This is a genomic window from Streptomyces sp. NPDC090106 (assembly GCF_044747265.1).
Lineage (GTDB): Bacteria > Actinomycetota > Actinomycetes > Streptomycetales > Streptomycetaceae > Streptomyces.
The window spans coordinates 42,018-67,981 of record NZ_JBIVDS010000002.1 but is presented as its reverse complement, the minus strand read 5'-3'; the positions used below and the strand labels follow the sequence as shown (position 1 = coordinate 67,981).

The 25,964-nt window shown below is 70.1% G+C and carries 29 protein-coding genes, 1 tRNA gene and 1 riboswitch; of the genes, 9 read left to right on the top strand and 21 right to left on the bottom strand.

Going from position 1 to position 25,964, the window contains the following annotated elements; translation table 11 throughout:
• Positions 1-57 precede the first annotated feature (57 nt).
• Both ACIPSE_RS05765 and ACIPSE_RS05760 read left to right on the top strand, forming a co-directional pair.
• Positions 58-546: a hypothetical protein gene (locus tag ACIPSE_RS05765; protein WP_401657817.1), complete on the top strand. Its 489-nt coding sequence runs from the start codon at positions 58-60 to the stop codon at positions 544-546.
• A 40-nt stretch (positions 547-586) separates the two neighbouring features.
• Complete coding sequence (locus ACIPSE_RS05760; protein WP_401657815.1) at positions 587-892, top strand: hypothetical protein; 306 nt, start codon at positions 587-589, stop codon at positions 890-892.
• 217 nt (positions 893-1,109) lie between these two features.
• Here ACIPSE_RS05760 and ACIPSE_RS05755 read toward each other — a convergent pair whose 3' ends face one another.
• Both ACIPSE_RS05755 and ACIPSE_RS05750 read right to left on the bottom strand, forming a co-directional pair.
• Positions 1,110-2,588 carry an MFS transporter gene (locus ACIPSE_RS05755; protein ID WP_401657813.1) on the bottom strand — a complete coding sequence of 493 codons (1,479 nt, stop codon included), beginning with the start codon at positions 2,586-2,588 and terminating at the stop codon, positions 1,110-1,112.
• A gap of 206 nt (positions 2,589-2,794) precedes the next feature.
• Positions 2,795-4,138 (bottom strand): DUF445 domain-containing protein, encoded by a 1,344-nt coding sequence (locus ACIPSE_RS05750; RefSeq protein WP_401657811.1) that lies wholly within the window; start codon positions 4,136-4,138, stop codon positions 2,795-2,797.
• A 291-nt stretch (positions 4,139-4,429) separates the two neighbouring features.
• Here ACIPSE_RS05750 and ACIPSE_RS05745 point away from each other — a divergent pair, with 291 nt between their 5' ends.
• Positions 4,430-5,785, top strand: a complete 1,356-nt coding sequence (locus tag ACIPSE_RS05745) for an SGNH/GDSL hydrolase family protein (RefSeq protein ID WP_401657809.1) — start codon at positions 4,430-4,432, stop codon at positions 5,783-5,785.
• A gap of 122 nt (positions 5,786-5,907) precedes the next feature.
• On the opposite strand, the gene ACIPSE_RS05740 is transcribed toward ACIPSE_RS05745, so the two are convergent.
• Genes ACIPSE_RS05740 through ACIPSE_RS05725 form a run of 4 tightly spaced genes read right to left on the bottom strand, consistent with a single transcriptional unit; the run spans position 5,908 to position 9,316 of the window.
• Positions 5,908-6,711, bottom strand: a complete 804-nt coding sequence (locus ACIPSE_RS05740) for a DUF1707 domain-containing protein (protein ID WP_401657807.1) — start codon at positions 6,709-6,711, stop codon at positions 5,908-5,910.
• A gap of 32 nt (positions 6,712-6,743) precedes the next feature.
• Complete coding sequence (locus tag ACIPSE_RS05735) at positions 6,744-7,718, bottom strand: ATP-binding cassette domain-containing protein (protein WP_401657805.1); 975 nt, start codon at positions 7,716-7,718, stop codon at positions 6,744-6,746.
• A gap of 1 nt (position 7,719) precedes the next feature.
• Entirely contained in the window at positions 7,720-8,484 is a 765-nt protein-coding gene (locus tag ACIPSE_RS05730; protein WP_401659701.1) for an ABC transporter permease, read from the bottom strand.
• Between the two features lie 31 nt (positions 8,485-8,515).
• The gene (locus ACIPSE_RS05725) at positions 8,516-9,316 is read right to left on the bottom strand and encodes an ABC transporter permease (RefSeq protein WP_401659698.1); all 801 of its coding nucleotides are present in this window, start codon (positions 9,314-9,316) and stop codon (positions 8,516-8,518) included.
• Positions 9,317-9,551: 235 nt separating this feature from the next.
• Between ACIPSE_RS05725 and ACIPSE_RS05720 the strand changes: the two genes are divergently transcribed.
• On the top strand, positions 9,552-11,894 hold the full coding sequence (locus tag ACIPSE_RS05720; RefSeq protein WP_401657803.1) for a transglycosylase domain-containing protein: 2,343 nt from the start codon (positions 9,552-9,554) through the stop codon (positions 11,892-11,894).
• A gap of 9 nt (positions 11,895-11,903) precedes the next feature.
• Here the strand turns inward: ACIPSE_RS05720 and ACIPSE_RS05715 are convergent, their stop codons facing one another.
• The 3 genes from ACIPSE_RS05715 to ACIPSE_RS05705 all read right to left on the bottom strand — a co-directional run bounded on the left by ACIPSE_RS05715 (position 11,904) and on the right by ACIPSE_RS05705 (position 13,111).
• Complete coding sequence (locus ACIPSE_RS05715; protein ID WP_401657801.1) at positions 11,904-12,224, bottom strand: DMT family transporter; 321 nt, start codon at positions 12,222-12,224, stop codon at positions 11,904-11,906.
• 34 nt (positions 12,225-12,258) lie between these two features.
• Positions 12,259-12,334, bottom strand: a riboswitch (guanidine-III (ykkC-III) riboswitch).
• Positions 12,335-12,380: 46 nt separating this feature from the next.
• Positions 12,381-12,683 carry a co-chaperone GroES gene (locus ACIPSE_RS05710; RefSeq protein WP_266899574.1) on the bottom strand — a complete coding sequence of 101 codons (303 nt, stop codon included), beginning with the start codon at positions 12,681-12,683 and terminating at the stop codon, positions 12,381-12,383.
• A gap of 98 nt (positions 12,684-12,781) precedes the next feature.
• Positions 12,782-13,111: a DUF3618 domain-containing protein gene (locus ACIPSE_RS05705; RefSeq protein WP_401657799.1), complete on the bottom strand. Its 330-nt coding sequence runs from the start codon at positions 13,109-13,111 to the stop codon at positions 12,782-12,784.
• 97 nt (positions 13,112-13,208) lie between these two features.
• On the opposite strand from ACIPSE_RS05705, the gene bcp reads away from it, so the two are divergent.
• Positions 13,209-13,676, top strand: coding sequence for a thioredoxin-dependent thiol peroxidase (gene bcp, locus ACIPSE_RS05700; RefSeq protein ID WP_401657797.1), 468 nt, complete (start codon positions 13,209-13,211; stop codon positions 13,674-13,676).
• 283 nt (positions 13,677-13,959) lie between these two features.
• Positions 13,960-14,043, top strand: a tRNA-Leu gene (locus tag ACIPSE_RS05695).
• Positions 14,044-14,060: 17 nt separating this feature from the next.
• On the opposite strand, the gene rdgB is transcribed toward ACIPSE_RS05695, so the two are convergent.
• The 4 genes from rdgB to ACIPSE_RS05675 form a co-directional block, all read right to left on the bottom strand.
• Positions 14,061-14,663 carry an RdgB/HAM1 family non-canonical purine NTP pyrophosphatase gene (rdgB, locus tag ACIPSE_RS05690; protein WP_401657795.1) on the bottom strand — a complete coding sequence of 201 codons (603 nt, stop codon included), beginning with the start codon at positions 14,661-14,663 and terminating at the stop codon, positions 14,061-14,063.
• 34 nt (positions 14,664-14,697) lie between these two features.
• Positions 14,698-15,096: a hypothetical protein gene (locus tag ACIPSE_RS05685; RefSeq protein ID WP_401657793.1), complete on the bottom strand. Its 399-nt coding sequence runs from the start codon at positions 15,094-15,096 to the stop codon at positions 14,698-14,700.
• Positions 15,097-15,240: 144 nt separating this feature from the next.
• Positions 15,241-15,978 carry a ribonuclease PH gene (gene rph, locus ACIPSE_RS05680; RefSeq protein WP_401657791.1) on the bottom strand — a complete coding sequence of 246 codons (738 nt, stop codon included), beginning with the start codon at positions 15,976-15,978 and terminating at the stop codon, positions 15,241-15,243.
• 134 nt (positions 15,979-16,112) lie between these two features.
• A complete protein-coding gene (locus ACIPSE_RS05675) occupies positions 16,113-16,346 on the bottom strand; it encodes a glucose PTS transporter subunit EIIB (protein ID WP_401657789.1) in 234 nt (77 codons plus the stop codon).
• A 181-nt stretch (positions 16,347-16,527) separates the two neighbouring features.
• Here ACIPSE_RS05675 and ACIPSE_RS05670 point away from each other — a divergent pair, with 181 nt between their 5' ends.
• Both ACIPSE_RS05670 and ACIPSE_RS05665 read left to right on the top strand, forming a co-directional pair.
• Entirely contained in the window at positions 16,528-17,820 is a 1,293-nt protein-coding gene (locus ACIPSE_RS05670; protein WP_401657787.1) for a PTS transporter subunit EIIC, read from the top strand.
• A gap of 192 nt (positions 17,821-18,012) precedes the next feature.
• Complete coding sequence (locus ACIPSE_RS05665; RefSeq protein ID WP_401657785.1) at positions 18,013-19,263, top strand: PTS transporter subunit EIIC; 1,251 nt, start codon at positions 18,013-18,015, stop codon at positions 19,261-19,263.
• A 65-nt stretch (positions 19,264-19,328) separates the two neighbouring features.
• Here ACIPSE_RS05665 and ACIPSE_RS05660 read toward each other — a convergent pair whose 3' ends face one another.
• Positions 19,329-20,081, bottom strand: a complete 753-nt coding sequence (locus ACIPSE_RS05660) for an MBL fold metallo-hydrolase (protein ID WP_401657783.1) — start codon at positions 20,079-20,081, stop codon at positions 19,329-19,331.
• A gap of 213 nt (positions 20,082-20,294) precedes the next feature.
• Between ACIPSE_RS05660 and ACIPSE_RS05655 the strand changes: the two genes are divergently transcribed.
• Positions 20,295-20,750: a type II toxin-antitoxin system PemK/MazF family toxin gene (locus ACIPSE_RS05655; RefSeq protein ID WP_401657781.1), complete on the top strand. Its 456-nt coding sequence runs from the start codon at positions 20,295-20,297 to the stop codon at positions 20,748-20,750.
• A 233-nt stretch (positions 20,751-20,983) separates the two neighbouring features.
• Here the strand turns inward: ACIPSE_RS05655 and ACIPSE_RS05650 are convergent, their stop codons facing one another.
• From ACIPSE_RS05650 to clpS, 7 genes are all read right to left on the bottom strand, one after another.
• Positions 20,984-21,934: a PLP-dependent cysteine synthase family protein gene (locus tag ACIPSE_RS05650; RefSeq protein WP_401657779.1), complete on the bottom strand. Its 951-nt coding sequence runs from the start codon at positions 21,932-21,934 to the stop codon at positions 20,984-20,986.
• A 5-nt stretch (positions 21,935-21,939) separates the two neighbouring features.
• Positions 21,940-22,218: a MoaD/ThiS family protein gene (locus tag ACIPSE_RS05645; protein WP_401657777.1), complete on the bottom strand. Its 279-nt coding sequence runs from the start codon at positions 22,216-22,218 to the stop codon at positions 21,940-21,942.
• 155 nt (positions 22,219-22,373) lie between these two features.
• The gene (locus tag ACIPSE_RS05640) at positions 22,374-22,469 is read right to left on the bottom strand and encodes a putative leader peptide (protein WP_319168103.1); all 96 of its coding nucleotides are present in this window, start codon (positions 22,467-22,469) and stop codon (positions 22,374-22,376) included.
• Between the two features lie 79 nt (positions 22,470-22,548).
• Complete coding sequence (locus ACIPSE_RS05635) at positions 22,549-22,971, bottom strand: Mov34/MPN/PAD-1 family protein (protein ID WP_401657775.1); 423 nt, start codon at positions 22,969-22,971, stop codon at positions 22,549-22,551.
• A gap of 149 nt (positions 22,972-23,120) precedes the next feature.
• On the bottom strand, positions 23,121-24,575 hold the full coding sequence (locus tag ACIPSE_RS05630; RefSeq protein WP_401657773.1) for an amino acid permease: 1,455 nt from the start codon (positions 24,573-24,575) through the stop codon (positions 23,121-23,123).
• A gap of 325 nt (positions 24,576-24,900) precedes the next feature.
• A complete protein-coding gene (locus tag ACIPSE_RS05625; protein WP_401657771.1) occupies positions 24,901-25,503 on the bottom strand; it encodes a DUF2017 domain-containing protein in 603 nt (200 codons plus the stop codon).
• A gap of 12 nt (positions 25,504-25,515) precedes the next feature.
• Positions 25,516-25,833, bottom strand: coding sequence for an ATP-dependent Clp protease adapter ClpS (gene clpS / locus ACIPSE_RS05620; protein WP_401657769.1), 318 nt, complete (start codon positions 25,831-25,833; stop codon positions 25,516-25,518).
• Positions 25,834-25,964 lie beyond the last annotated feature (131 nt).

Genomic DNA, 25,964 nt, shown 5'->3' with positions numbered 1-25,964 from the left:
GCTACGGGCGTGCTGGACTCGGGCCTCATGTGATCACTGAGGCCCGGAGGCAGCACTGTGGCTTGGCTCAGTCTGTTGTTCCTCGTCGTCGCCGCCGTCCTCGCCTTCGGGCTGACCGGCTACGGCTTCGGGCGGCTCGCCCGGACGGGGCCCCTCCCCGACACCCTGCGCGGCCTCGGCGCGCTCGCCGGAGCCGCCGCCGTCGGGCTGTACGCGTGGGGGCTGCTGCACGTCGTCGGGGCGGTGCTGACCGCCGAGGACGGCGGTACGGACTCGGCGCCGCCCCAGTCCTGCCGTACGGCGGGATGGTGGGAGCGCTACGAGAGCGGGATCGTGATCGTCGACTACACGGTGACCTTCGTCCCGCTCGGGTTCGTCTGCGAGACCAGCGACGGCGGCAGCTACGACAACGGCGACGTCCCCGGGTACGTCAATCCCGGCACTCTCGCTCTCGGCCTCACCGGCGTGGGCGGTGTGATCGGCGCGGGGTTCGTGGAGGAGCGGCGGGCACGGGCCGGTGACGGGCGGGCCGGGTCCCGGGGTTAGCCTCGGGGACGTAGCGGACCCGGTCCCCAGGGAGGCAAGCGTGGCCAGGAAGATCCCCAGCGCGGTGGTCGCAGCCGGCGGTCTCGTCGGCGGGTACGGCGTCGCCCGCTGGACCAGGAAGCGGCAGCTCGGCGGGGTCGTCCTCGCCGTCGCCGGGGTCACCGCGGCGGCGCAGTGGCGGGAGCGGGCCGGAGGCGCGGCGGCCGGGGCGCTGTCGGCCGCGTACGTCGCCGCGTTCGCGGGGTCGCACCCGCTGGCCAAGAAGGTCGGCGCCTGGCCCGCCGTGTTCGGGGTGGCCGGAGCCGTGGCGCTCGCCTCCTGGGCGGTGGCGGACCGGGACCGCTGAGTCCGCGCGCGGCTCGGCGCGACGGGCCCTGACCGGCGAGGGGACCGACGGTGGCCGAGCACCGCGTCCGGCCCGGCGACGGCCACCTGCGCGCCGAACTCCACCCGGCGTCCGGCCTGGCGGAGCGTACGGTGCCGAAGGCGCACGTCCCGTACCGCCCCGGCCGGGACCGACCCCGCCATCAGCCGCCTGCGCCAGGCGCCCGGGGACGGGCCCGTCACGCCGTCTTCGTGTCCACCGCCGTCAGCGGCCGTGCCACGTCCTCCAGGGACCGCCGCTCCGCGCGTACCGCGAGGGCCGCCGCGGTCAGGCCCGCCAGGCACATCAGGGTCGCGCCGATCCGGAACGCGAGGACCGTGTCGGCGACCTCGCCCGTGCCCGTGAGGTCCGCGAACAGCAGGGGCCCGCTGATGCCGCCCGCGGCCGTGCCCAGGGCGTAGAAGAAGGCGATCGACATCGCGCGGGTCTCCATGGGGAAGATCTCCGACACCGTCAGATAGGCGCTGGAGGCGCCCGCGGAGGCGAAGAAGAGGACGGCGCACCAGCAGGCGGTCAACGTGCCCGCGCTCAGCGTCCCTTGGCCGAACAGCCACGCCGTGGCGAAGAGCAGCAGGCCCGACAGCAGGTACGTCGACGAGATCATCACCCGGCGTCCGACCGTGTCGAAGAGCCGCCCGAGCAGCAGCGGTCCCAGGAAGTTGCCTATCGCGATCACCGCGAAGTAGTAGCCCGTGCTGCCGGTCGGGACGTCGTAGAACGTGGTCAGGATCGCGCCGAAGCCGAAGGTGACGGCGTTGTAGAGGAACGCCTGGCCGATGAAGAGGGAGAAGCCTAGGACGGCCCGCCTGCGGTAGTCGGAGAACACCGTCCGGGCGATCTCCGTGAAGGCGACGCCGCGCCGCTGGTGGATGGTGAGGTCGCCGTGCGGCTCCGCGAGTGGCTGCCCGCTCTCCGCCTCCACCTTCTCCTCGATGGATCCGACGATCCGCTCGGCCTCGTCCTCACGTCCGTGGATCAGCAGCCACCTGGGGCTCTCCGGGACGTGCCGCCGTACGAGGAGGATCACCAGGGCCAGGACCGCGCCGAGCGCGAACGTCAGGCGCCAGCCCACGTCCTTGGGGAGGACGGCGGTGTCGAGGGCGACGATCGCCAGCAGCGAGCCGAAGACCGCGCCCAGCCAGAAGCTGCCGTTGATCATCAGGTCGACCCGGCCCCGGTACCGGGCGGGGATGAGCTCGTCGACGGCGGAGTTGATCGCCGCGTACTCGCCGCCGATCCCGAACCCCGTCAGGAACCGGAAGGCGAAGAACCACCAGGTGGAGAAGGACACGGCGGTCAGGGCCGTCGCCGCCAGGTACACCACCAGCGTGATCATGAAGAGGCGTTTGCGGCCCCAGCGGTCGGTCAGCCGGCCCCAGAACAGGGCCCCGACGCACGCTCCGGCCACGTACAGGGCCGCCGCCATGCCGGTGATCTGGCCCGAGGTGATCGGCAGTCCGCTGCCGGGCTCGGAGAGCCGGCCGGCGATGTTGCCGACGACGGTGACCTCCAGGCCGTCGAGGATCCACACGGTGCCGAGTCCGATGACGACGGTCCAGTGCCAGCGCGACCAGGGGAGCCGGTCCAGGCGGGCGGGGATGTTCGTGGTGATCGTGCGGCCGGTCGCGGCCTGGTCGGTGGTGGTGTTGGCGGCCATGGGCCCCTCCTCGTCGAGCGGGACCCGGCACCGGGTACCCCGGGCCGCCACCGCCACGCCCACCGTCCCGGGCCGCCACGCCCGCCACTCCCGCCGCTCCGGGCCGTCCCGCCACTCCCGCCGCCCCGGGCCACCGCCGCTCCACCCGCCACCGGGGCCGCCACCGCCCGGACCGCCCGTCCCCGCCCCCTACGCGCGTCCAGGCGCTACGCCCCCACCGCCCGTGACACCGCGAAGATCAGCAGCCCCGCCAGTGATCCCACCACCGTGCCGTTGATGCGGATGAACTGGAGGTCGCGGCCGATGTTCGCCTCGATCTTGCGGGTGGTGTGCTCGGCGTCCCAGCCGGCGACCGTGTCCGTGATCAGGGAGGTGATCTCCTTGCGGTAGGTGGTGACGACGTAGACCGCCGCGCCCTCGACCCAGCCGTCGACCTTCGCCTGGAGGCGGGGTTCGACGGCCATGCGGGCGCCGAGGGAGAGCAGGGAGGCCCGCACGCGCAGGCGCAGCTCGCTGCGTTCGTCCTCGGCGGCCGAGACGATCATCGAGCGGACGGCCGTCCAGGCGGAGGCGATGAGGTCCTGGACCTCGCCGCGGCCCAGCACCTCGCCCTTGAGCCGCTCGATCCGTGCCCTGGTGTCCGTGTCGGACTGGAGGTCGGAGGCGAAGTCGGTCAGGAACCGGTCCAGGGCGCCTCGCGCGGGGTGCGAGGGCATGTCACGCATCTCGGTGACGAAGCGCAGCAGCTCCTTGTAGACGCGTTCGCCGACCTTCTTGTCGACGAAGCGCGGGGTCCAGCCGGGGGCGCCGCCCTGGACGGCGTCCATGACCTGCTCGTCGTGGAGGACCAGCCAGTCGTGGGCCCGGGTCACCACCAGGTCGACGACCCGGCGGTGGCCGCCGTCCGCGACGACCTTCTCCAGCATCTTGCCGATGCCCGGGCCGATCTCCTGCGCGTCGGCCCGCCGGGTGATCGCCTCGCCGACCACCGCCTGGACGTCGGAGTCGCGCAGCACGGTCAGGGCGCCGCGCAGGGCGGCGGAGAGCTCGGCGGTCACCCGGTCGGCGTGCTCGGGCTCGGCCAGCCAGGCGCCCAGGCGGCTGCCGATGCCGACGGCGCGCAGCCGGGCTCGGACGACGTCCTCGGAGAGGAAGTTCTCGCCGACGAACTCGCCGAGCGAGACGCCGAGCTGGTCCTTCTTGGTCGGGATGATCGCGGTGTGCGGGATGGGCAGGCCCAGGGGGCGGCGGAACAGGGCCGTCACCGCGAACCAGTCCGCCAGCGCGCCCACCATGCCGGCCTCGGCCGCCGCGGCGACGTAGTCCGCCCACGCTCCGGCGCCCGCGCTCTCGGCCCACTTCGCGAGGGCGTAGACCAGCGCCACGAACAGGAGCAGGCCGGTCGCCGTGAGCTTCATCCGGCGCACGCCGCGCTGTTTCTCCTCGTCCGCGGCGCTGAACGTGTTCATCGAGCGGTTCACGGGGCCGCGCGGCCGGGCATGCTGCTCCGCGTCGGACACTTCCGCTTCCTCCGGATTCGTGCGTTCCATTCACTCCACCCGTTGACTTTCCTCCGTGCGCGACCCCTCCGCACGCGATCGCCCGATCACGGTTCGTTCCTCGCCCACGATCACTCGATCCCTCGATCCCTCGATCCCTCGATCACGATCGCGTGCACATCGTCCCCACATGACCGACTCCTGGAACGGAACAAGAGTTCCCGGCGTCATCCAACAGGGGGCACCGTCAACCCCCTGCGCGCGTCCGTCACCCCATGGCGCATCATGAGGTGATCACACCGGAGCCTCGGGCTCCCATCCCTCCCGAGGAGACAGCACCGCATGACCAGAAGAAGTGGTTATGCCCTGCTTTCCGCGATCATCGCCCTGATCGTGGCCCTTTCCGCCGCCATATACGCCGGTGTCGCCGCCGACGACGGAACCGCCGTCTCCACCGGCGGGGACCGCCACGTCAACCGCGGCTCCGCGCCCCGCAACGCCGCCCCCGCCTCCACCGGCACCTGGGTCGGCTCCTGGTCGGCCTCCCCGGTCGGCGGCGAGCCCGGCACCGAGACGGAAGGGCTCGGCGGCCGTTCGGTCCGCAACGTCGTGCACACCTCGGTCGGCGGTACGAGTGCCCGCATCACGCTGTCCAATCTGTACGGCCAGTCGGCCCTGACCGTCACCCACGCGTCGATCGCGCTCGCCGCCGCGGACGGCACCGCCGCCGCCCTCGGCGGGACCATGCGCCGGCTGACCTTCGGCGGCAGCACCGGCGTGGTGATCCCGCCCGGTGAGCAGGCCGTGAGCGACGCCGTCCAGATCGCCGTCGCGCACGGCAGCGACGTGCTGGTCACCACGTACTCGCCCACCCGGTCCGGGCCGGTCACCTACCATCCGCACGCCCGCCAGATCTCGTACGCCGCCGTCGGTGACGTCACCGAGGACGTGACGGGGACGGCGTACACCGAGCAGACCTCGTACTGGCGCTATCTGACCGCGGTGGACGTGCTGAGCAAGGAGTCGGACGGGACGGTCGTCGTCATCGGGGACTCCCTGACCGACGGGGTCACCTCCACCGAGGGCGCCAACCGGCGCTGGCCGGACGTGCTGTCCGAGCGGCTGCGCACGGCGGTCGCGGCGGGGCGGGACGTGCCGCGCTACAGCGTCGTCAACGAGGGCATCAGCGGCAACCGGCTGCTCACCGACGGGCTGGGGCGGCCCGCGGAGAGCCAGAGCGGGCTCGGCCGCTTCGAGCGGGACGTGCTCGGCCGGCCGAACGTCAAGGTCGTCGTCGTCGACCTCGGCGTCAACGACATCCTGCGCAACCAGGACCCCACCGACCCGGACACCGACCCCGGCCGGATCCTCGACGGGCTGCGCTCCCTGGTGGACCGGGCGCACGCCCGCGGCATCAAGGTCGTCGGCGCCACCCTCATGCCGTTCAAGGGGCACCGCGGCTACACCGGCCCGCGCGAGGAGGTCCGGCGGTCGATCAACGCGGAGATCCGCGCCGGCCGGGTCTTCGACGGGGTCGTCGACTTCGACGAGGCCGTGCGCGACCCCTACGACCCGCGCCGGTTCCGCTCCGACTACGACTCCGGGGACCATCTGCACCCCAGCGACAAGGGGTACGCGCGGATGGCGGAGGTCTTCGACCTGGAGGAGCTGAAGGGCTCGGCACCCGCCGAACTCTGAGCGACCGGGACCTCGCCGCCGTCCAGGCCGCAATCCGGGCCCCTGTCCGGGCCGCTGTCCGGGCCGCTGTCCGGGCGACCGGCCCGGAAGCCGTCACCGGCGGTCACACCCCCGTGATCGCCTCAGTGATCGTCGTGGTGATCGCGCCGGTCCCTGTCGTCGCGGCGGCGGTCGCGCCGCTCCCGCTCCAGGTCCCGGTGGCCGTCCACGAGTCTGCGGTGGGCGTCCCTGACGTCCGAGTGGAACGACTGCTGAAGCTCCCGCATCGACTGCTTGCGCTCCAGCTTGTCCTGGCGGCGCTGCTCCTTCAGCTCCAGCCGCTGGGTCCGGGTCAGCTTGCGCTCGACCCCGACACCGCCCCAGAACGCGAACCCGGTGACGACCACCCGCGGGGCCCCGGCCTCGCCCGGCACGCCCTCCTCGCGGTGGTCGAAGCCGCCCATCACGCCGATCCCGCGGACGACGACGTCGACGCCCTGCGGCACGATGATGTTCACCCCGCCCATGATCGCCACACAGTTGATCTCGACCTCGCCGTCCGCGAAGTTCGCCTCGCGCAGGTCGATCTCGCCACCGCCCCAGAACGCGACGCAGTTGAACCGCTTGGGCACGGTCCAGCGGCCCCGGCGCTGGAACCCGGACAGCACGGCCACCGCCCAGCTCGACGAGCCCTCGCCCCCGGTGACACGGCTCGCCCAACTCCCCTCGGGCGCGGGCTCCTTGACCAGGTTCACCAGGGGACCGGCAGGCAGGTCACGGGTGATCGGCGTCAGCTCGCCGTACGTGCGCGCCTTGTACGTCGCCTCCAGCCGCTCCTCGAACTCCTCCATGTCCAGGCGCCCCTCGGCGAGGGCGTCCCGCAGGACCTCGGCGACTCGTTCCCGATCGGCGTCGGAGGCGCGCAGCTCCGGAGCATCACCCGTCATACGGCCAGCCTACGAGGTCCCGGGGCCCGGCACTATGCGGTGGCCCGTCCCGCGTACATTTCCGCGATCACCGCCTCGATGTCCGGTTCCCGCACCGAGAGGTCCACCAGCGGGTACTCCGCCGCGATCCGCGCGACCAGGGGCGCCGCCGACTCGCCCGCCGGGAACGCCAGCCACTGCCGGGGACCCTCCACCTTCACCACGCGGGCCGCCGGACCCGCCTCGATGGGCGGCAACTCCCGCTCCAGGTCCACCACCAGGGTCCGCTCGCTCTCGCCCGCCTCGTGCAGCCCGGCGAGGGGACCGTCGTACATCAGACGGCCGTGGTCGATGACCATGACGCGGGAGCAGAGCTGCTCGATGTCCTGGAGGTCGTGGGTGGTGAGCAGGACGGTCGTGCCGCGGTCCTCGTTCACCTCCCGCAGGAACTCCCGCACCTTGGCCTTGGAGACGACGTCGAGGCCGATCGTCGGCTCGTCCAGGTAGAGCACCTCCGGGTCGTGCAGCAGCGCGGCGGCGATGTCCCCGCGCATCCGCTGCCCCAGCGAGAGCTGCCGCACCGGCACGTCCAACAGGTCTGCGAGACCGAGGAGTTGGACGAGCCGGTCGAGGTTGTCGCGGTAACGGGCGTCCGGGATGCGGTACATGCGGTGCATCAGCTTGTACGAGTCGATCAGCGGCAGGTCCCACCACAGGGTGGTGCGCTGTCCGAACACGACCCCGATGCGGTGCGCGAGACGGGTGCGTTCACGGGACGGGTCGATGCCCGCCACCCGCAGTCGGCCCGCGCTCGGGGTGAGGATGCCCGTGAGCATCTTGATCGTGGTCGACTTCCCGGCGCCGTTGGGCCCGATGTACCCGACCATCTCGCCGCGCGCCACGGAGAAGGAGAGCGAGTCGACCGCCCGCACCTCCTTCACCTCCCGTTTGAGGAACCCGGCCTTCTTGCGCACCCGGAAGACCTTCTCGACCCCGTCCAGCTCGATGAACACGTCCTGAGAACCCACGTCAACTCCCTGTGCTGCGATACGACTTGAGACCGGTCCGCCAGGCCAGTCCGGCGAGGGCGCAGCACACCGCCGCGACCAGCGGGGACGCGAAGGCCGCCGCACCCGGCAGCCCCAGCGGGTACGGCCGCCCCAGCACGTAGCAGGCGGGCACCCAGTTGACGAAGGCGAGCGGCAGCACGAACGTCACCCCGCGCACCAGGTCCTTGCCGAACACGCTCGGCGGGTACTGGAGCAGGGTCGTGCCGCCGTAGGTGAAGGCGTTCTGCACCTCGGCGGCGTCCTGGGCGAGGATCTGGAAGGCCGCGCCCGCCACGAACACCGCCGTGAAGATCGCCGCGCCGCTGAGCACCATCACCGGCAGCAGCAGCACCTTGGCCGCGCTCCAGTCGACGTCGACCGCCGTCAGCGACCAGCCCAGCACCGCGCCGCCCTGGACGATCCGGCCGAGGCGGCGCAGCGCGAACCGGTCGGCGCCGATCTGCGCGAGGACCGGCGCGGGCCGCACCAGCAGCAGGTCGAAGGAGCCGTCGCGGATCCGGGCGCCCAGCACGTCCATGGAGCCCATCAGCAGGTCGGCGATCCCGAACGAGGTCACCGACAGCCCGTACAGGAAGGCCACTTCGGGCAGCGACCAGCCGCCGAGCGAGTCGACCTGGGAGAACATCAGCAGGATGCCGACGAAGTCCATGAAGGTCATCGTCAGATTCCCGAACGTCGTGATCAGGAAGGAGGTCCGGTACGTCAGGCCGGACCGCACCCACATCCCGGCGATCAGCCGGTAGGCCCGCAGTGCCTCACCCACCCTGGACCACCACCCGGCGCGTCGCCGCCGACTGGAGCGTCCGCCCCGCCGCCAGCAGGACGACGGCCCACCCGGCCTGGAAGGCGAAGGCCGCCACCGGGTCCGTCTCCCCCATCAGCACGTCCGCCGGCATCTGGATCAGCGCCGCCCACGGCAGCGCCCGCACGATCTCGCCGAAAGCACCCGGGAAGACGTTCAGCGGGAGCACTATCCCGGAGAAGAACACCCCCGTGATCATGATCGCCTGCTGCACGCCCATGCCGTCCATCAGCCAGAACGTGGTCAGCGCCGCCAGATAGCGGATCGCGAAGCCCACCACCATCGCCAGCAGCAGCGTCACCGCGCAGGCCGCCCACGTCGTCACGTCCGTCGGCAGCGCCATCGGGAAGAACAGCGCGCCGAACGCGAAGGGCACCAGACCGCGCCCCAGCAACTGGAACAGGGACCGGCCCAAGTCGGTCGCCAGCCACCACAGTTGGAGATCCACCGGACGGTAGAGATCGACCGCGACCTCACCCGTGCGGATCCGGTCCATCAACTCCTTCTCCGCTCCGCCGCCCTGGATGGCGAGCGTCGCGTACAGACACTGGCCGAGCCATACATAAGTCACCGCCTGCGCCTGGTCGTAGCCGCCGAGATGAGGCCGCTCGTCCCACAGCGCCAGATAGGTGTAGACGAGGATCACGCCGAAGGCGGTGTTGGTGAACACCCCCGCCGCCGTCGCCACCCGATATGTTGCGAACCGCCTGAAGCCACCCAAGGCGACGGCCGCGTACAACCGCCCCGAGCCCACATCCACAGCCCTCCACCACGACCCGACCCGCTCCGGACACCGAAGCGCAGGAGCCTAGTCCGCAGGTGGTGACGTACGCCACGCATTTTCGGGCCGGGAAGCGCGCCGTGAACCGGAACGGAACGCATGGTGCGAGAGTCTTCAACAGGGGGCGCAGAAGGCGTACGAGGACGTACACGAACGTACGGCGTACAACAGGCGCAGAGCAGACACGCAACAGGAGTCCGTGCACGACATGAGCGACGAGCCGCAGCCACAGCAGCCGACCGAGGGCTGGGAGCCCAGAGAACCCGAAGGCGGCGGCAAGAAGCCGGGGCGGCCCAAGCGGACCGGCTGGCGGCGCCTGCTCCCCACCTGGCGCATGGTCCTCGGCACGTTCGTCGTCGGGATACTGCTGCTGATCGGCCTGTTCTTCCTCGGCTACTCCCTGGTCAAGATCCCGCCGGCCAACGCGCTCGCCACCAAGCAGTCCAACGTCTACCTGTACGCGGACGGCAGCCAGCTCGCCCGCGACGGCGACGTCAACCGGGAGAACGTCACCCTCGCGCAGATCTCCAAGAACGCCCAGCACGCCGTACTGGCCGCCGAGGACCGCGACTTCTACTCCGAGTCGGCGATCGACCCGAAGGCGATGCTGCGCGCGGGCTGGAACACCGCCACCGGCAAGGGCAAGCAGTCCGGCTCCACGATCACCCAGCAGTACGTCAAGAACTACTACCTCGCGCAGGAACAGACCGTCAGCCGCAAGGTGAAGGAGTTCTTCATCTCGATCAAGCTGGACCGCACGGAGTCCAAGGACCAGATCCTGGAGGGCTACCTCAACACCAGCTACTTCGGCCGCAACGCCTACGGCATCCAGGCCGCCGCCCAGGCCTACTACGGCGTCGACGCCACCGACCTCGACCCGGCCAAGGGCGCCTACCTCGCCGCCCTGCTCAACGCGCCGAGCGAGTACGACGTCATCGCGCACCCCGAGAACAAGGCGGCGGCCCAGGCCCGTTGGAACTACGTCCTGGACGGCATGGTCAAGGAGGGCTGGCTCAGCCAGGCCGAGCGCACCGGGCTGAAGTTCCCGACGCCGAAGGAGGCCACCGTCTCCACCGGCATGTCCGGGCAGCGCGGCTACATCGTCACCGCCATCAAGGACTACCTCACCGACAACAAGATCCTCACCGCGGAGGAGCTGGACGCCGGCGGCTACCGCATCACCACCACCCTCCAGAAGAAGCGGCAGGACGCGTTCGTCGACGCCGTCAACGACCAGTTGATGGACAAGCTCGACAAGAAGAACCGCAAGGTCGACACCTACGTCCGCGCGGGCGGCGCCTCCGTCGACCCCAAGACCGGTGAGGTCGTGGCGATGTACGGCGGCATCGACTACGTCAAGCAGTACACGAACAACGCCACCCGCCGGGACTTCCAGGTCGGCTCCACCTTCAAGCCGTTCGTGTTCACCTCGGCCCTCGACAACGACTCCACCACCCAGAGCGGGCAGACCATCACCCCGAACACGGTCTACGACGGCACCAACAAGCGCCCCGTGCAGGGCTGGAGCGGCAGCTACGCGCCCGCCAACGAGGACGACGTGTCCTACGGGAACATCACCGTGCGCACCGCCACCGAGAAGTCCGTCAACTCCGTGTACGCGCAGATGGCCGTCGACGTCGGCTCCGACAAGGTCAAGCAGACCGCGATCGACCTCGGACTGCCCTCCGACACCCCGGAGTTGACCGGCACCCCGTCCATCGCCCTCGGTGTCGCCCGGGCCAGCGTCCTCGACATGGCGGAGGCGTACGCCACGCTCGCCAACCACGGCAAGCACGGCACGTACACGATGATCAAGTCCATCACCAAGGACGGCACGGACGTCGTGGAACTGCCGGAACGCAAGATGTCCCAGGCCGTCCCCCGCGAGGCCGCCGACACCACGACCTCGATCCTGCAGAGCGTCGTCGACAACGGCACCGCCACCGCCGCCCAGGCCGCGGGCCGCCCCGCCGCGGGCAAGACCGGCACCGCCGAGGAGGACCAGGCCGCCTGGTTCGCCGGCTACACCCCGGATCTCGCGACCGTCGTCGCGGTCATGGGCCAGGACCCGGAGACCGCCACCCACGAGTCCCTGTACGGCGCGATGGGCCTGCCCCGCGTCAACGGCGGCGGCGCGCCCACGGACATCTGGGCCCAGTTCACCAAGACCGCGCTGAAGGGCAAGCCCGCCACCGAGTTCGACCTGGAGCTCCAGGACGGCGCCGACCAGGTCTACACGCCGCCCGTGGAGCCCTCCACCCGGCCCCCGAGCGACACGGCGGGCCAGGACGACGGCGGCACCACGGGCGAACCGACGGACGGCGCCACCACCGGTGCCCCGACCGACGGCGGCACCACCGGCACCACGACCGACGGCGGGACCACCGGGGACACCACCACCGGCGGGACGACCGGCGACACGACGACGGGCGGGACCACCGGCGACACCACGACCGGTGGCACCACCGGCGAGACGACGACCGGTGGCACCACAGGGGAGACGACGACCGGCGACACCTCGGCGGGCGGAGGCCTGCCGGGGCTCGGGTGACCCGGCGTCTCAGTGACCGCTGGTCGCCTTGAGCCCGACCACGGCGACCAGCAGCAGACAGACGAAGAAGATCCGGGCGGCGGTGGCCGGCTCCCCGAGCACCACCATGCCGAGCACCGCCGCACCGGCCGCACCGATCCCCACCCACACGCCGTAGGCGGTACCGATGGGGAGAGTCTTCGCGGCGTGCGACAGCAGCAGCATGCTGGCGACGATCCCGGCGCCCGTGAGCACGCTGGGCAGGGGGCGGGTGAATCCGTCGGTGTACTTCATCCCGATCGACCAGCCCACTTCGAGCAGACCGGCGACGACGAGCAGAACCCAGGCCATGACAGGCACCTCCGAGACAGGACTTCCGGTACGGGGTGCGTCGTCTTGTCATGCGGCCCGGTACGGCGCGTCTCGTCGGGCTGACCCTTCAAAAGTAGCAAAGGCACAGCAAAAAGGGCTGGTGACGATGGTCACCAGCCCTTCGGAACCCTTGATTCAGAGGTACAGCCCGGTCGAGTCCTCGGACCCCTCGAACCGGTCGGCCGCCACGGCGTGCAGGTCACGCTCGCGCATGAGCACATAGGCCACGCCCCGCACCTCCACCTCGGCACGGTCCTCCGGGTCGTACAGCACCCGGTCCCCCGGCTCGACGGTCCGGACGTTCTGCCCCACCGCGACGACATCGGCCCACGCCAGACGCCGGCCGACGGCCGCGGTCGCGGGAATGAGGATGCCACCCCCGGAACGCCGCTCGCCCTCACCGGCGTCCTGCCGCACGAGGACGCGGTCGTGCAACATCCGGATGGGCAGCTTGTCGTGCTGGGTGCTGGGCTCGTTCGTGTTGGCGCTCACGGCTGAGAACCTACCTGTCTGACGGGATTCCGTACGCGTCCGGGTCAGTCCTTGCGGCGCCGGGCACCGAAGGCCAGCAGCCCGACCAGGCCCACGGCGACGAGCGCGACGGGCACGATCCGCTCCAGCCGGGGCGAGCCCTCCTCGTCGACGAACTGCGCCCTGACCTGGCTGACGGCCTGGTTGACGCCGACATAGGCACGGCCGAGGGTGTGGTCGATGTTCGAGACGACCTTCGCCTTGGCGTCGCCGACGATCGTCTTCGGATGCACCCGCACCCCGATCTCGTCGAGCGTCTCGGCCAGGGTCTCGCGGCGGCGCCTGATGTCCGCCTCGATCTGCGCCGGGTTTCTGGTGTCCGACGTGTCCGCCACGGTGGGGCCTCCGGGAAGTGGGGTTCTGCACTGTTCTGGACAGTCTGTCAGTTCACCGCGCGACTGCACGGTCAGGACCCCCGGTTAGGCTTGCCGGATGAGCGAGCGACTCCAGACCGGGGACGTAGCCCCCGCCTTCACCCTCCCCGACGCCGACGGTTCGGACGTCTCCCTGTCGGACCACAAGGGCCGCAAGGTCATCGTCTACTTCTACCCGGCCGCCCTGACACCCGGCTGCACGAAGCAGGCCTGCGACTTCACGGACAACCTGGAACTGCTGACCGGCGCCGGCTACGACGTCATCGGCATCTCCCCCGACCAGCCCGAGAAGCTGGCGAAGTTCCGCGAGAAGGAGAACCTGGGGATCACCCTCCTCGCGGACCCCGAGAAGACGGTCACCGAGGCGTACGGCGCCTACGGCGAGAAGAAGAACTACGGCAAGACCTACATGGGCGTCATCCGCTCCACGATCGTCGTGGACGAGGAGGGCAAGGTCGAACGCGCCCTCTACAACGTCCGCGCGACGGGCCACGTAGCGAAGATCATCAAGGACCTGGGCATCTAGCTCCGCCCCTGTCCCCGGTATCCGAACGAGATCCACACATCGGGAGCCAGGCCGGGCTCCCCCGGCACCGGCCTGCGCTCCTCGTTCCACCCACCCGGCGCGACCTCCTCGGCGGCCCGTCGCCAGAACCGCACGGACGATGAGCTCTTGCGAGCGGTCTGCGGTCATGGAAAAGCCTCCTGGGCGGACCGAGGTCCAATCCCGGGAGGCTTCACGTGTGATCGGCAGAATATCGGTGGCTGTGGTGACCATGGCGGCCGGTAGCATGGCCGGGCAGTGTCCGGCGGCCGTGGTGGAATTGGCAGTCACGCTGGGTTTAGGTCCCAGTGGGGTAACTCCCGTGAGGGTTCGAGTCCCTCCGGCCGCACCTTTGCCTCGGCCTTCTCAGCCGAGCAGCTCCCGTACCACCGGTACCAGTCCCCGGAACGCCTTGCCCCGGTGGCTGATCGCGTTCTTTTCCGCCGGGGTGAGTTCCGCGCAGGTACGGGTCTCGTTCTCCGGCTGGAGGATCGGGTCGTAGCCGAAGCCGTTCGTGCCGGACGGGGTGTGGCGGAGCGTGCCGAGGAGGCGGCCCTCGACGACGCGTTCCGTGCCGTCCGGGAGGGCCAGGGCCGCAGCGCAGGCGAAGTGGGCGGCGCGGTGTTCGTCGGCGATGTCGGAGAGCTGGGCCAGGAGCAGGTCGAGGTTGGCCCGGTCGTCGCCGTGGCGGCCGGCCCAGCGGGCGGAGAAGATGCCGGGGGCGCCGTTGAGGACGTCGACGCAGAGGCCGGAGTCGTCGGCGACGGCCGGGAGGCCGGTGGCCTGCGCCAGGGCGTGGGCCTTGAGGAGAGCGTTCTCGGCGAACGTCACCCCGGTTTCCTTGACGTCGGGAATCTCCGGGTAGGCGTCCGCGCCGACGAGGTCGTGGGGCAGTCCTGCGTCGGCGAGGATCGCGCGGAGTTCGGTGATCTTTCCGGCGTTGCGGGTGGCGAGGATCAGGCGGGTCATGCCCGTCAGTATCCCTGGGCCACCGGCGGGCCGGTTACGAGGTGCAGACCTTCGTCAGTTCGCCGGCCGCGTCCGTGATGGGGCTGAGGTCGGGCGTCTCGTCACCGTTGTCGACGGCCGTACGGACGTTGTCCACGGCCTTGTTGAGGTCCTCGACGGCCTGGTTGACGTCGGCGTTGTCGGTCTTGTCGCCGATGTCGTCGAGGTTCTGGTCGATGGAGGTGAGCGCCTCGTCGATCTGCGTGGGGTCGTTGGAGGCGTTCTCCACCGCCTGCTGGAGGTCGACCACGCTGTCGGCGATGGCCTCGGCCGTCTGGACGCAGTCCAGGGCCTTGTTGACGGCGTCGCAGCCGGTCGTGAGTCCCACCGTCAGTCCGACGGCCACCATCGCTGCGGCGATGGCGGTACCTCGGCGGCGTCGGCTCTCGGCCATGGTGATGGTCCCTCCCTTGTTTCAGCCCCAAGGGCCCCCGTGTACTGGCCGGGCGCACGGTGGTGTGCCGTACGCCCGTACCCGTACTGACGCGAGCGAAGGCGGCCGGGTTGCCCTTCCGGCCGCCTTTTCTTGGTGCGCCCTTTACTTTTCGAGGACGGTATCAAGGGCCTTGCGCTGGAGGACAGTGAGTTCGGCGCAGCCCGCGACGGCCAGGTCCAGAAGGGAGTTGAGCTCGTCACGGGCGAAGGGCTCGGCCTCGGCGGTGCCCTGGATCTCGACGAAGCGGCCGTCGCCGGTGCAGACGACGTTCATGTCGGTCTCGGCGCGCACGTCCTCCTCGTAGCAGAGGTCGAGGAGGGGGACGCCGCCGACGATGCCGACGGAGACGGCGCCGACGGTGTCGGTCAGGGGGCGGCGGCCGGCCTTGATGAGCTTCCTGCCCTGGGCCCAGGCGACGGCGTCGGCGAGGGCGACGTAGGCGCCGGTGATGGCGGCGGTGCGGGTGCCGCCGTCGGCCTGGAGGACGTCGCAGTCGAGGACGATGGTGTTCTCGCCGAGCGCCTTGTAGTCGATGACGGCGCGCAGGCTGCGGCCGATGAGGCGGGAGATCTCGTGGGTGCGTCCGCCGATCTTGCCGCGGACGGACTCGCGGTCGCCGCGGGTGTTGGTGGAGCGGGGCAGCATGGAGTACTCGGCGGTGACCCAGCCTTCGCCGCTGCCCTTGCGCCAGCGGGGGACGCCTTCGGTGACCGAGGCGGTGCAGAAGACCTTCGTGTCACCGAAGGAGACGAGGACGGAGCCCTCGGCGTGCTTGCTCCAGCCGCGTTCGATGGTGACGGGGCGGAGCTGTTCGGGGGTTCGGCCGTCGATGCGAGACATGGGCCTGAGCCTAGTGGCAGTGGCGCGGGGGGCCGCGCCCCGTGACGGAAGGGGCCCCTCCCCCTGCGGGAAGGAGCCCCTCGGAACCCGGAACCCTCGCGGGCTCAAGCCTGTTCAGGCCGCCTGAGCGGGTCTCACATCATGTCTTCGATGTCGGCCGCGATGGGGTCGGCGTCGGTGCCGATGACGACCTGGATGGCGGTGCCCATCTTGACGACGCCGTGGGCGCCGGCCGCCTTCAGGGCGCTGTCGTCGACGGTCGAGGCGTCCTTGACCTCGACGCGGAGGCGCGTGATGCAGCCTTCGACCTCTTCGATGTTGTCGAGGCCACCGAGCCCGGCGACGATCTTCTCAGCCTTGCTGGCCATGTTGCTTCTCCCTGATCAGACCTGTTGCGACCGCTTTGTCGCAGTAACCCACAGTTGGCCCATCTTCGCGAGCGGTCATGCCGTACGTCACGAATGATGGCGTTCACGTCGACGCGATGACGTCATGACCGTCGGCGAACCGTCCGCCGACTGGTCTACACCACATTACCGAGGGGCGTCCATGAGTGCCGACAGCACCGCCGTAAGTCCCGGGCGCGCCCGCTGGAACGCCCTGTTCCAGGGGTTGCAGAAGATGGGCCGCAGTCTTCAGCTGCCCATCGCCGTCCTGCCGGCCGCGGGCATCCTGAACCGGCTCGGCCAGCCGGACGTGTTCGGCGACGACGGCCTCGGCTGGACGAACGTCGCCAAGGTGATGGCGGGCGCGGGCGGGGCGCTGCTGGACAGCACGCTGGGACTGCCGCTGCTGTTCTGCGTCGGTGTGGCGATCGGCATGGCGAAGAAGTCGGACGGTTCCACCGCGCTGGCGGCGGTGGCGGGGTTCCTCGTCTACTACGCGGTGCTGCGGCAGTTCCCGGAGGACTGCGTCGACGGGGCGAAGGCGGTCGCGGGCATCGGCTGCCAGGCGACGGACACCTCGGTCTCCGCCTTCACGTACCAGAACCCGGGTGTCTTCGGCGGGATCGTGATGGGCCTGCTGGCGGCGTTCTTCTGGGCGCGCTACCACCGGACGAAGCTGGTGGACTGGCTCGGCTTCTTCAACGGCCGCCGCCTGGTGCCGATCATCATGGCGTTCGTCGCGATCGTGTTCGCGGCGCTGTGCCTGTGGGTGTGGCCGCCGATCGGTGACGCGCTGGAGAGCTTCAGCGACTGGCTGAGCGACGCGGGCGCGTGGGGCGCGGGCGTGTTCGGTCTCGCGAACCGGGCGCTGCTGGTGATCGGGCTGCACCAGTTCCTGAACGTGCCCATCTGGTTCCAGTTCGGCACGTACACCAAGCCGGACGGGACCGAGGTGCACGGTGACATCAACATGTTCCTGGCGGGCGACCCGAACGCGGGTCAGTTCACCTCGGGCTTCTTCCCGATCATGATGTTCGCGCTGCCGGCCGCGGCGCTGGCGATCACGCACTGCGCGAAGCCGCACCGCCGCAAGGAGGTCGGCGGTCTGATGCTGTCCGTCGCGCTCACGTCGTTCGTCACCGGCATCACCGAGCCGATCGAGTACTCGTTCCTGTTCATCGCGCCGCTGCTGTACGCGGTGCACGCGGTGCTGACGGGTGTGTCGATGGCGGTGACCTGGGGGCTGGGGGTGCACGACGGGTTCAGCTTCTCCGCCGGCCTCATCGACTACATCATCAACTGGAACCTGGCGACGAAACCGTGGGCGATCATCCCGATCGGGCTGTGCTTCGCGGTCGTCTATTACGCGATCTTCCGGTTCGCGATCACGAAGTTCGATCTGAAGACGCCGGGACGGGAGCCGGACGAGGAGCGCGAGGACGTCACGAAAGCCTGACGCGGCACGGGAGTTCGCCCCGTTTCAGGGCCCTTGGACCACTGGTCCGAGGGCCCTTTGTCATGTCAAAGGAGGACCACTGAAGGTAGCGCTCCGGTTGCGGAATTCGCGGGTTCCTTATACGGCCTTCACCGTGCTACAACAGGTCTACACCACTGAGTGGTGTAGACCACCACCCGATGGAGGAAGTCTATGAGCACCGCCACCGCATCGGCGGCCCCCACGAAGAAGTGGGGATCCGGCCTGTTCCAGGGCCTGCAGAAGATCGGCCGCAGCCTCCAGCTGCCCATCGCCGTCCTGCCGGCGGCCGGCATTCTGCTGCGTCTGGGACAGCCCGACGTCTTCGGCGCGGACGGCCTCGGCTGGGGCAAGGTGGCCGACGTGTTCGCCACCGCCGGTGACGCCGTCTTCGCCAACCTGCCGCTGCTGTTCTGTGTCGGCATCGCCATCGGCTTCGCCAAGAAGGCCGACGGCTCCACCGCGCTCGCCGCGCTGGTGGGCTTCCTCGTCTACAAGAACGTCCTCACCGCGTTCCCCATCACCGAGGCCAAGGTCCAGGACGGCGCCGACGTGGCCGCCACCTACAACGACCCCAAGGTCTTCGGCGGCATCATCATGGGCCTCATAGCCGCCGTCGTCTGGCAGCGGTTCCACCGCACCAAGCTCCCCGACTGGCTGGGCTTCTTCAACGGCCGCCGTCTGGTCCCGATCCTGATGGCCTTCATCGGCACCGCCGTCGGTGTCGTCTTCGGTCTGGTCTGGGAGCCGATCGGTGACGTCATCACCAACTTCGGCGAGTGGATGACCGGTCTCGGCGCGGTCGGCGCGGGCATCTTCGGCGCGATCAACCGCGCGCTGCTCCCGGTCGGCATGCACCAGTTCGTCAACACCGTGGCCTGGCAGGAGATCGGCTCCTTCAAGGACTCCACCGGTGCCGTCTGGCACGGCGACCTGCCCCGCTTCTTCCACGGCGACCCGACCGCGGGTCAGTTCATGACCGGCTTCTTCCCGATCATGATGTTCGCCCTGCCGGCCGCCGCGCTCGCGATCACGCACACCGCCCGTCCCGAGCGCCGCAAGGCCGTCGGCGGCATGATGATCTCGCTCGCACTGACCTCGTTCGTCACCGGCATCACCGAGCCCATCGAGTTCGCGTTCATGTTCATCGCCCCGGCCCTGTACGTCATCCACGCGGTGCTGACCGCCCTGTCCATGGCCGTCACCTGGGCCCTGGGCGTGCACCACGGCTTCAGCTTCTCGGCGGGCGCGATCGACTACTTCCTCAACTGGAACCTGGCGACCAAGCCCTGGATGATCATCCCGATCGGCCTGGTCTTCGCCGCGGTCTACTACGTCGTCTTCCGCTTCGCCATCGTCAAGTGGAACATCCCCACCCCGGGCCGCGAGCCCGACGAGGAGGTCGAGGACCTCACCAAGGCGTGAGCCCCCGCGACTGACGAAGGCCCCGGTACCGCAGCGGTACCGGGGCCTTCGCGCATGCGCTGCGGCTAGATCTCGTACGCCTTTCTCGGCGTCGCGAGGTCCACGGGACCGTCGTAGACGGCGCGGGCGTCGGCGAGGTTGACCTGGGGGTCGGTCCACGGGGGGATGTGGGTGAGGACCAGGCGGCGGGCTCCGGCGCGGGCCGCGGTCTCACCCGCCTCGCGGCCGTTGAGGTGCAGGTCGGGGATGTTCTCCTTGCCGTGCGTGAACGCGGCCTCGCACAGGAACAGGTCACTGTCGCGGGCGAGTTCGTCCAGCGCCGGGGTCACTCCCGTGTCCCCGGAGTAGGCCAGGGACCGGCCACCGTGCTCGACCCGGATGCCGTACGCCTCCACGGGGTGTGCCACCCGTTCGGTGTGGACGGTGAAGGGGCCGACGTCGAAGGTGGACGGCTTGACCGTGTGGAAGTCGAAGACCTCGCTCATCGAGGAGGCGGTGGGGGTGTCGGCGTAGGCCGTGGTGAGGCGGTGCTCGGTGCCTTCGGGGCCGTAGACCGGAATGGGGTCGCAGCGGCCGCCGTCATGGCGGTAGTAGCGCGCGACGAAGTACGCGCACATGTCGATGCAGTGGTCGGCGTGCAGATGGCTGAGGAAGATCGCGTCGAGGTCGTAGAGACCGCAGTGGCGCTGCAGCTCGCCCAGGGCACCGTTGCCCATGTCGAGAAGCAGCCGGAAGCCGTCGGCCTCGACGAGGTAGCTCGAACAGGCCGATTCCGCGGACGGGAACGACCCCGAGCAGCCGACGACGGTGAGCTTCATAAAGCAGAAACCTCCGCTGGCGGGAACTTTCGGAGAAAGGGGACGGGGGTCGTGCGGTCCGTCGAGCGTAAGGCGCAAAACCCCCTGTCGCTCCTCCGCCAAGGGCTGTTGTGGGCGAACTCACCTGTGGTGTCACCGGTTCGGCTGGACCAGGGGCGTATGGGGCTTACGAGAAGGCGCGCGGCCGGGTTCGCGCGCCGGTAACGTCGTCCTATGGACACGTCCTGGTGGCTGGCGCTCGCGGCGGTGGTGCTTCTCGCGCTGGTCGCCACGCTCGTCGACGGGTGGGGGCGGGGCCGTCGGCCGTCCGGGCGCCGGAGCCGTCCGCCGGGCCGGCCGGGGCCGCGGACCGCGGCGGCGAAGCCGAGGGCGGCCGAGATCTGGTGGGCGAACGTGCCCTACGAGGACGGGCCCGGGTCGAAGGACCGGCCCTGTCTGGTGCTGGCGGTGCACGGGCGGCGGGCGCTCGTCGCGAAGATCACCAGCCGCTACCACGACGAGCGGCCCGGGGTGATCCCGCTGCCGCCGGGTTCGGTGGGCGACGCCCAGGGCCGGGCGAGCTTCCTGGAGACGGACGAGCTGCGCGAGGTGCCGGTGTGGGACTTCCGGCGCCGGGTCGGGGTGGTGGACCCGGCCTTGTGGGACCAGGTCCGTCACCTGGCGACCTGAGCCTCCTGCCGCAGCCGGCGGCTACGCGCCCTGAGCCCGCACCCCCGAGCCCGCACCCGGCCGGCCTTGACGCAGGTCCGGCGACGGACCGTGCCGCGACCGCGAGGCGCCGGGTCGGCGTGGTGGACCTGCCCCGGCGGCGTGGACCGGCGGCGCGTGTGTCCGCCGCCCGCCGGGCGGGCCCCGCCGCGGACGGGCCCGCGGCCGGAGCCGGCCGCCCGTCCCGGACAGGGCTACGCCCAGAGCTGGCCCTGGAGGGTCTCGATCGCTTCCTCCGTCGTCGCGGCCGTGTAGACGCCGGTCGACAGGTACTTCCAGCCACCGTCGGCGACCACGAACACGATGTCGGCGGACTCCCCCGCCTTCACCGCCTTGTTGCCGACACCGATCGCGGCGTGCAGCGCGGCGCCGGTGGAGACGCCCGCGAAGATGCCCTCCTGCTGGAGGAGTTCACGGGTGCGGGTGACCGCGTCGGCCGAGCCCACCGAGAAACGGGTGGTGAGGACGGAGGCGTCGTACAGCTCGGGGACGAAGCCCTCGTCGAGGTTGCGCAGGCCGTAGACGAGGTCGTCGTAGCGCGGTTCGGCGGCGACGATCCTCACGTCCGGCTTGTGCTCGCGCAGGTAGCGGCCGACGCCCATGAGGGTGCCGGTGGTGCCGAGGCCCGCGACGAAGTGGGTGACCGAGGGGAGGTCGGCGAGGATCTCCGGGCCGGTCGTGGCGTAGTGGGCGCCCGCGTTGTCGGGGTTGCCGTACTGGTAGAGCATCACCCAGTCCGGGTGCTCGGCGGCGAGTCCCTTGGCGACCCGTACGGCGGTGTTGGAGCCGCCCGCGGCCGGGGAGGGGATGATCTCCGCGCCCCACATCGCGAGCAGTTCGCGGCGTTCCTGGGAGGTGTTCTCCGGCATCACGCAGACCATGCGGTAGCCCTTGAGCTTGGCCGCCATGGCGAGGGAGATGCCGGTGTTGCCGCTGGTGGGCTCCAGGATCGTGCAGCCGGGGGTGAGCCGGCCGTCCTTCTCCGCCTGCTCGATCATGTGCAGGGCGGGGCGGTCCTTGACCGAGCCGGTGGGGTTGCGGTCCTCCAGCTTGGCCCAGATCCGCACGTCCTGGGACGGCGACAGCCGCGGCAGGCGCACCAGAGGGGTGTTGCCCACCGCGGCGAGCGGGGAGTCGTAGCGCACCGGGATCAGGCCATGCCGCCGGCCACGGCCGGCAGGATCGTCACGGTGTCGCCGTCGGTGAGCTTGCTGTTGATGCCGTCGACGAAGCGGACGTCCTCGTCGTTGAGGTAGACGTTGACGAAGCGGCGCAGCTGGCCCTCGTCCACGATCCGGGCCTGTACGCCGGGGTGGCGGGTCTCCAGGTCGGCGAAGAGCTCGGCGAGGGTGTTCCCGGTGCCCTCCACCGCCTTCTGGCCGTCGGTGTAGGTGCGGAGGATGGTCGGGATGCGGACCTCGATGGCCATGGTGGCGGGCTCCTGTCGGATGGTGTTCGGATCGGTGGGCGCGCGGCAGCGCAGATACGGCGGAGGTGCTGCGTGGGTGCTGCTCCCCCACGCCCGGCTGCGCTCGCACGGGAGGTCCCCCCACCGGCTCACAGCCGTACGGCGGCAGGGGTGCGTCAACAGATGGCGCTGGCGAGCCTGCACAGGTCGACGTGCAGCCGCGCCACGAGCAGCGTGCCCGGCGTCTTGTCGCTCACGTCGTTCAGAACCATGGGCTCATCGTATCGATTCCCGGCCACCGGCTCCGAGTGTGATCTCACCTGATGGACGGATTCAGACCGGATCGCGAGATCAGTAGCTCTCGACGACCTTGACCTCCTCCTCGGTGACCTCGCCCTCCAGGATCCGGTAGGAGCGGAACTGGAAGTCGCCGAAGCCGTCGGTGTCCGCGGTGGAGACGATCACGTAGTGGGCCTGGGGCTCGTGGGCGTAGGAGATGTCGGTGCGCGAGGGGTAGGCCTCGGTCGCGGTGTGGGAGTGGTAGACGACGACGGCCTCCTCGTCGTTGTCCCACATCGCGTCGCTGAGGCGCTTGTGCTCGGTGCTGTCGAACTCGTAGAAGGTGGGCGAGCCCGCCGCGTTGGTCATCCGCACGAAGCGCTCGGGGCGGTCCGACTCCTCGGGGCCCGCGATGATGCCGCAGGCCTCGTCGGGGTGGTCCTCGCGCGCGTGCGCCACGATCTGGTCGTACAGGTCCCGAGTGATGGTGAGCATGCGCCAAGAATAGGCCGGTGCGCGAAGCGCTCGTCCGGGGTGGTGGTGGGCGACGGGAGGGTGGACAGAGGGGCCGCCCCGTACCGAGGGTCGGTACGGGGCGGCCCATATGCCGGACGGGCCGGACGGATCGCGGGAGGCGGCCGGGGTCAGCCGACCTTCTCGAAGTCCCGCTGCCCGGGGTCCGTGATCCGCGGGTCGCGGCCCTTGAGGACGGTCCAGCCGACGCCGAGCGCGGCGGCCCAGCCCGCCATCACGTACAGGCAGACGCGGGAGTCGGGGTCGTAGGCGATCAGGCAGGTGACGAAGAGGAGGAAGGCGATGGCGATGTAGGAGCACACCGCGCCGCCGGGGGCCGGGAAGGGGGAGGCGGGCAGCCGGCCGGCGACGACCGCGCGGCGGTACAGGACGTGGCTGATCAGGATCATCAGCCAGGTCCAGATGCCGGCGGCGGTGGCGACGGAGGTGACGTAGCCGAACGCCTTCTCGGGGACGACGTAGTTGAGGATCACGCCGATGCCCATGAAGAGCACCGAGACCGTGATGCCGAAGGCGGGCGTCTTCGTCGAGGAGAGCCGCCTGAAGACTGCCGGGGCCTCGCCGCTGTCGGCCAGGTTCCGCAGCATGCGGCCGGTGGAGTACATGCCGGAGTTGCAGGAGGACAGGGCGGCGGTCAGCACCACGAAGTTGACGATGGCCGCGCCCGCCGGGATGCCGATCACGGAGAACGCCTTCACGAAGGGGCTGACGCCCTCGGCGAACTCGGTCCACTTCACCACGCACAGGATGACGGTGAGGGCGCCGACGTAGAACAGGGCGATGCGCCAGGGCAGGGAGTTGATCGCCTTGGGGAGCGTCTTCTCCGGGTCCTCCGACTCACCGGCGGTGACGCCGACGAGCTCGACGGCGAGGTAGGCGAACATGACGCCCTGGAGGGTCATCAGGGACGAGCCGACGCCCTTGGGGAAGAAGCCGTCGAACTCCCACAGGTTGGAGACGGCGGCGGTGTCACCGGCGTTGCTGAAGCCGAAGGTGAGGACGCCCAGGCCGATGACGATCATGCCGATCAGGGCGGTGACCTTGACCATCGAGAACCAGAACTCCAGCTCGCCGAAGAGCTTCACGGAGATCAGGTTGACCCCGAACAGGATCACCAGGAAGAACAGGGCGGTCACCCACTGCGGGATGTCCGGGAACCAGTAGTTGACGTAGATCGCGGCGGCCGTCAGCTCGGCCATGCCGGTGACCACCCACATCAGCCAGTACGTCCAGCCGGTGAAGTAGCCGAAGAACGGGCCGAGGAATTCGCGGGAGTACTCGGCGAAGGAGCCCGAGACGGGACGGTAGAGCAGGAGCTCGCCGAGGGCCCGCATGATGAAGAAGATGACGATGCCCGCGAGGGCGTACATGAGGATCAGGCTGGGTCCGGCCTTGGCGATGTTCGCGCCGGCTCCCAGGAACAGTCCGACGCCGATGGCGCCGCCGATCGCGATCATCTGGACCTGGCGGCTGCCGAGTCCGCGCTCGTATCCCTCTCCCTCTTCGGAGGAGTGCCCGGGGGTGTTCCCCGGGTCCGAGCCTGTGTCGACCTGAGCGGAGGTCATAGAGGTGGTGCGCCTTTCTCCATGCCGAACCGGGGCCTCTCGTCGGCCGCCGGATCGGGTTTCGATCCCCCCGGATTGATGGAGCGTTCTGCCTGGCCGACGGTCGTCGGCTCGGTGGCGCACCCGGACGGACACATGGGTGGTGTCGCCGGGCGGTCGTGAAGATCTATCACGGCCGCAACGATGATCGCCCTGGAGGATTGTGGCGCACAGCACAGGAAGAAGCGGACAAAAGGCTCACCAGGCGGAGGTAGTGGACCGCTGTGGTGACGCGATCGTTATTCGGATTTGAGCGTCCGCTGAGCGAACACAGAATCCCCACATGTCACGGCATAAGGGTGACGACGAGGGTCTCCTGGAGCCCTCCGAGCCACAGGTACGCCATCACCATCGGCTTGCGCGGGTCCTCGTCCGGCAGCCGGTACAGCAGATCGGTGTCGTCCTCGTCGGCGATGTCGAGCCGGGAGCCGATCGCCAGCCGCAGGTCGTTGAGCGCGCCGAGCCACTGCCGGGACTCCTCCACCGACAGCTCGAGCACCGCTCCCCCGTCGTCCAGGGGGCTCAGCGCGTCCAGGCAGCGGATGACCGCGAGGGCGGTGTCGCGCTTGCCGGCGCGCAGGTCGTTCTCGGTGAAGCGGCGGAACTCGGAGGAGTACGCCTTCTGCTCGTCGGCCTCCTCGGGGCCGGGAGTGCCCTGCGGGTCGCCGTAGGCGTCGGGGAACAGCCGGCGCAGCACCGGGTCGGCCGGGGGCTCGCTCGGTCCCTCGGCGAAGAGCTCGGCGAGGGGGTCGTCGGGGGCGTCCGCGCCCGGTCCGGGGCCGATCAGCTCCAGGAGCTGGACGGCCAGCGACCGGATGATGGAGATCTCGACGTCGTCGAGCGCGACGGCCGCGCCGCCGCCGGGAAGCGGTTCGAAGTGTCCTGGCATGAAGTCGGTTCGCTACTTCCGGTCCTGCTGGAGGGTGGCCCACAGACCGTAGCCGTGCATGGCCTGCACGTCGCGTTCCATCTCCTCGCGGCTTCCGCTGGAGACGACCGCGCGGCCCTTGTGGTGGACGTCGAGCATGAGCTTGGTGGCCTTGTCCTTCGGATAGCCGAAGTAGGTCTGGAAGACGTAGGTCACGTAGCTCATGAGGTTGACCGGGTCGTTGTGGACGATGGTGACCCAGGGGACGTCGGGCTCGGGTACGGCGAAGACCTCTTCCGCCGACTCGGTGCGTTCGATCTCTACGGGAGCGGGTGACGTCACAGGCCCCATGCTGCCACGCACCCCACAAATCGTCACACTGACGCAAAGGGGTGTAGCATCCTCCCCATGCCGCAAACACCGGGGGACGACCCCCGGACCCCCGGCCGACGCGGGGGACCCGGCGAGTCACGGCTAGGAGA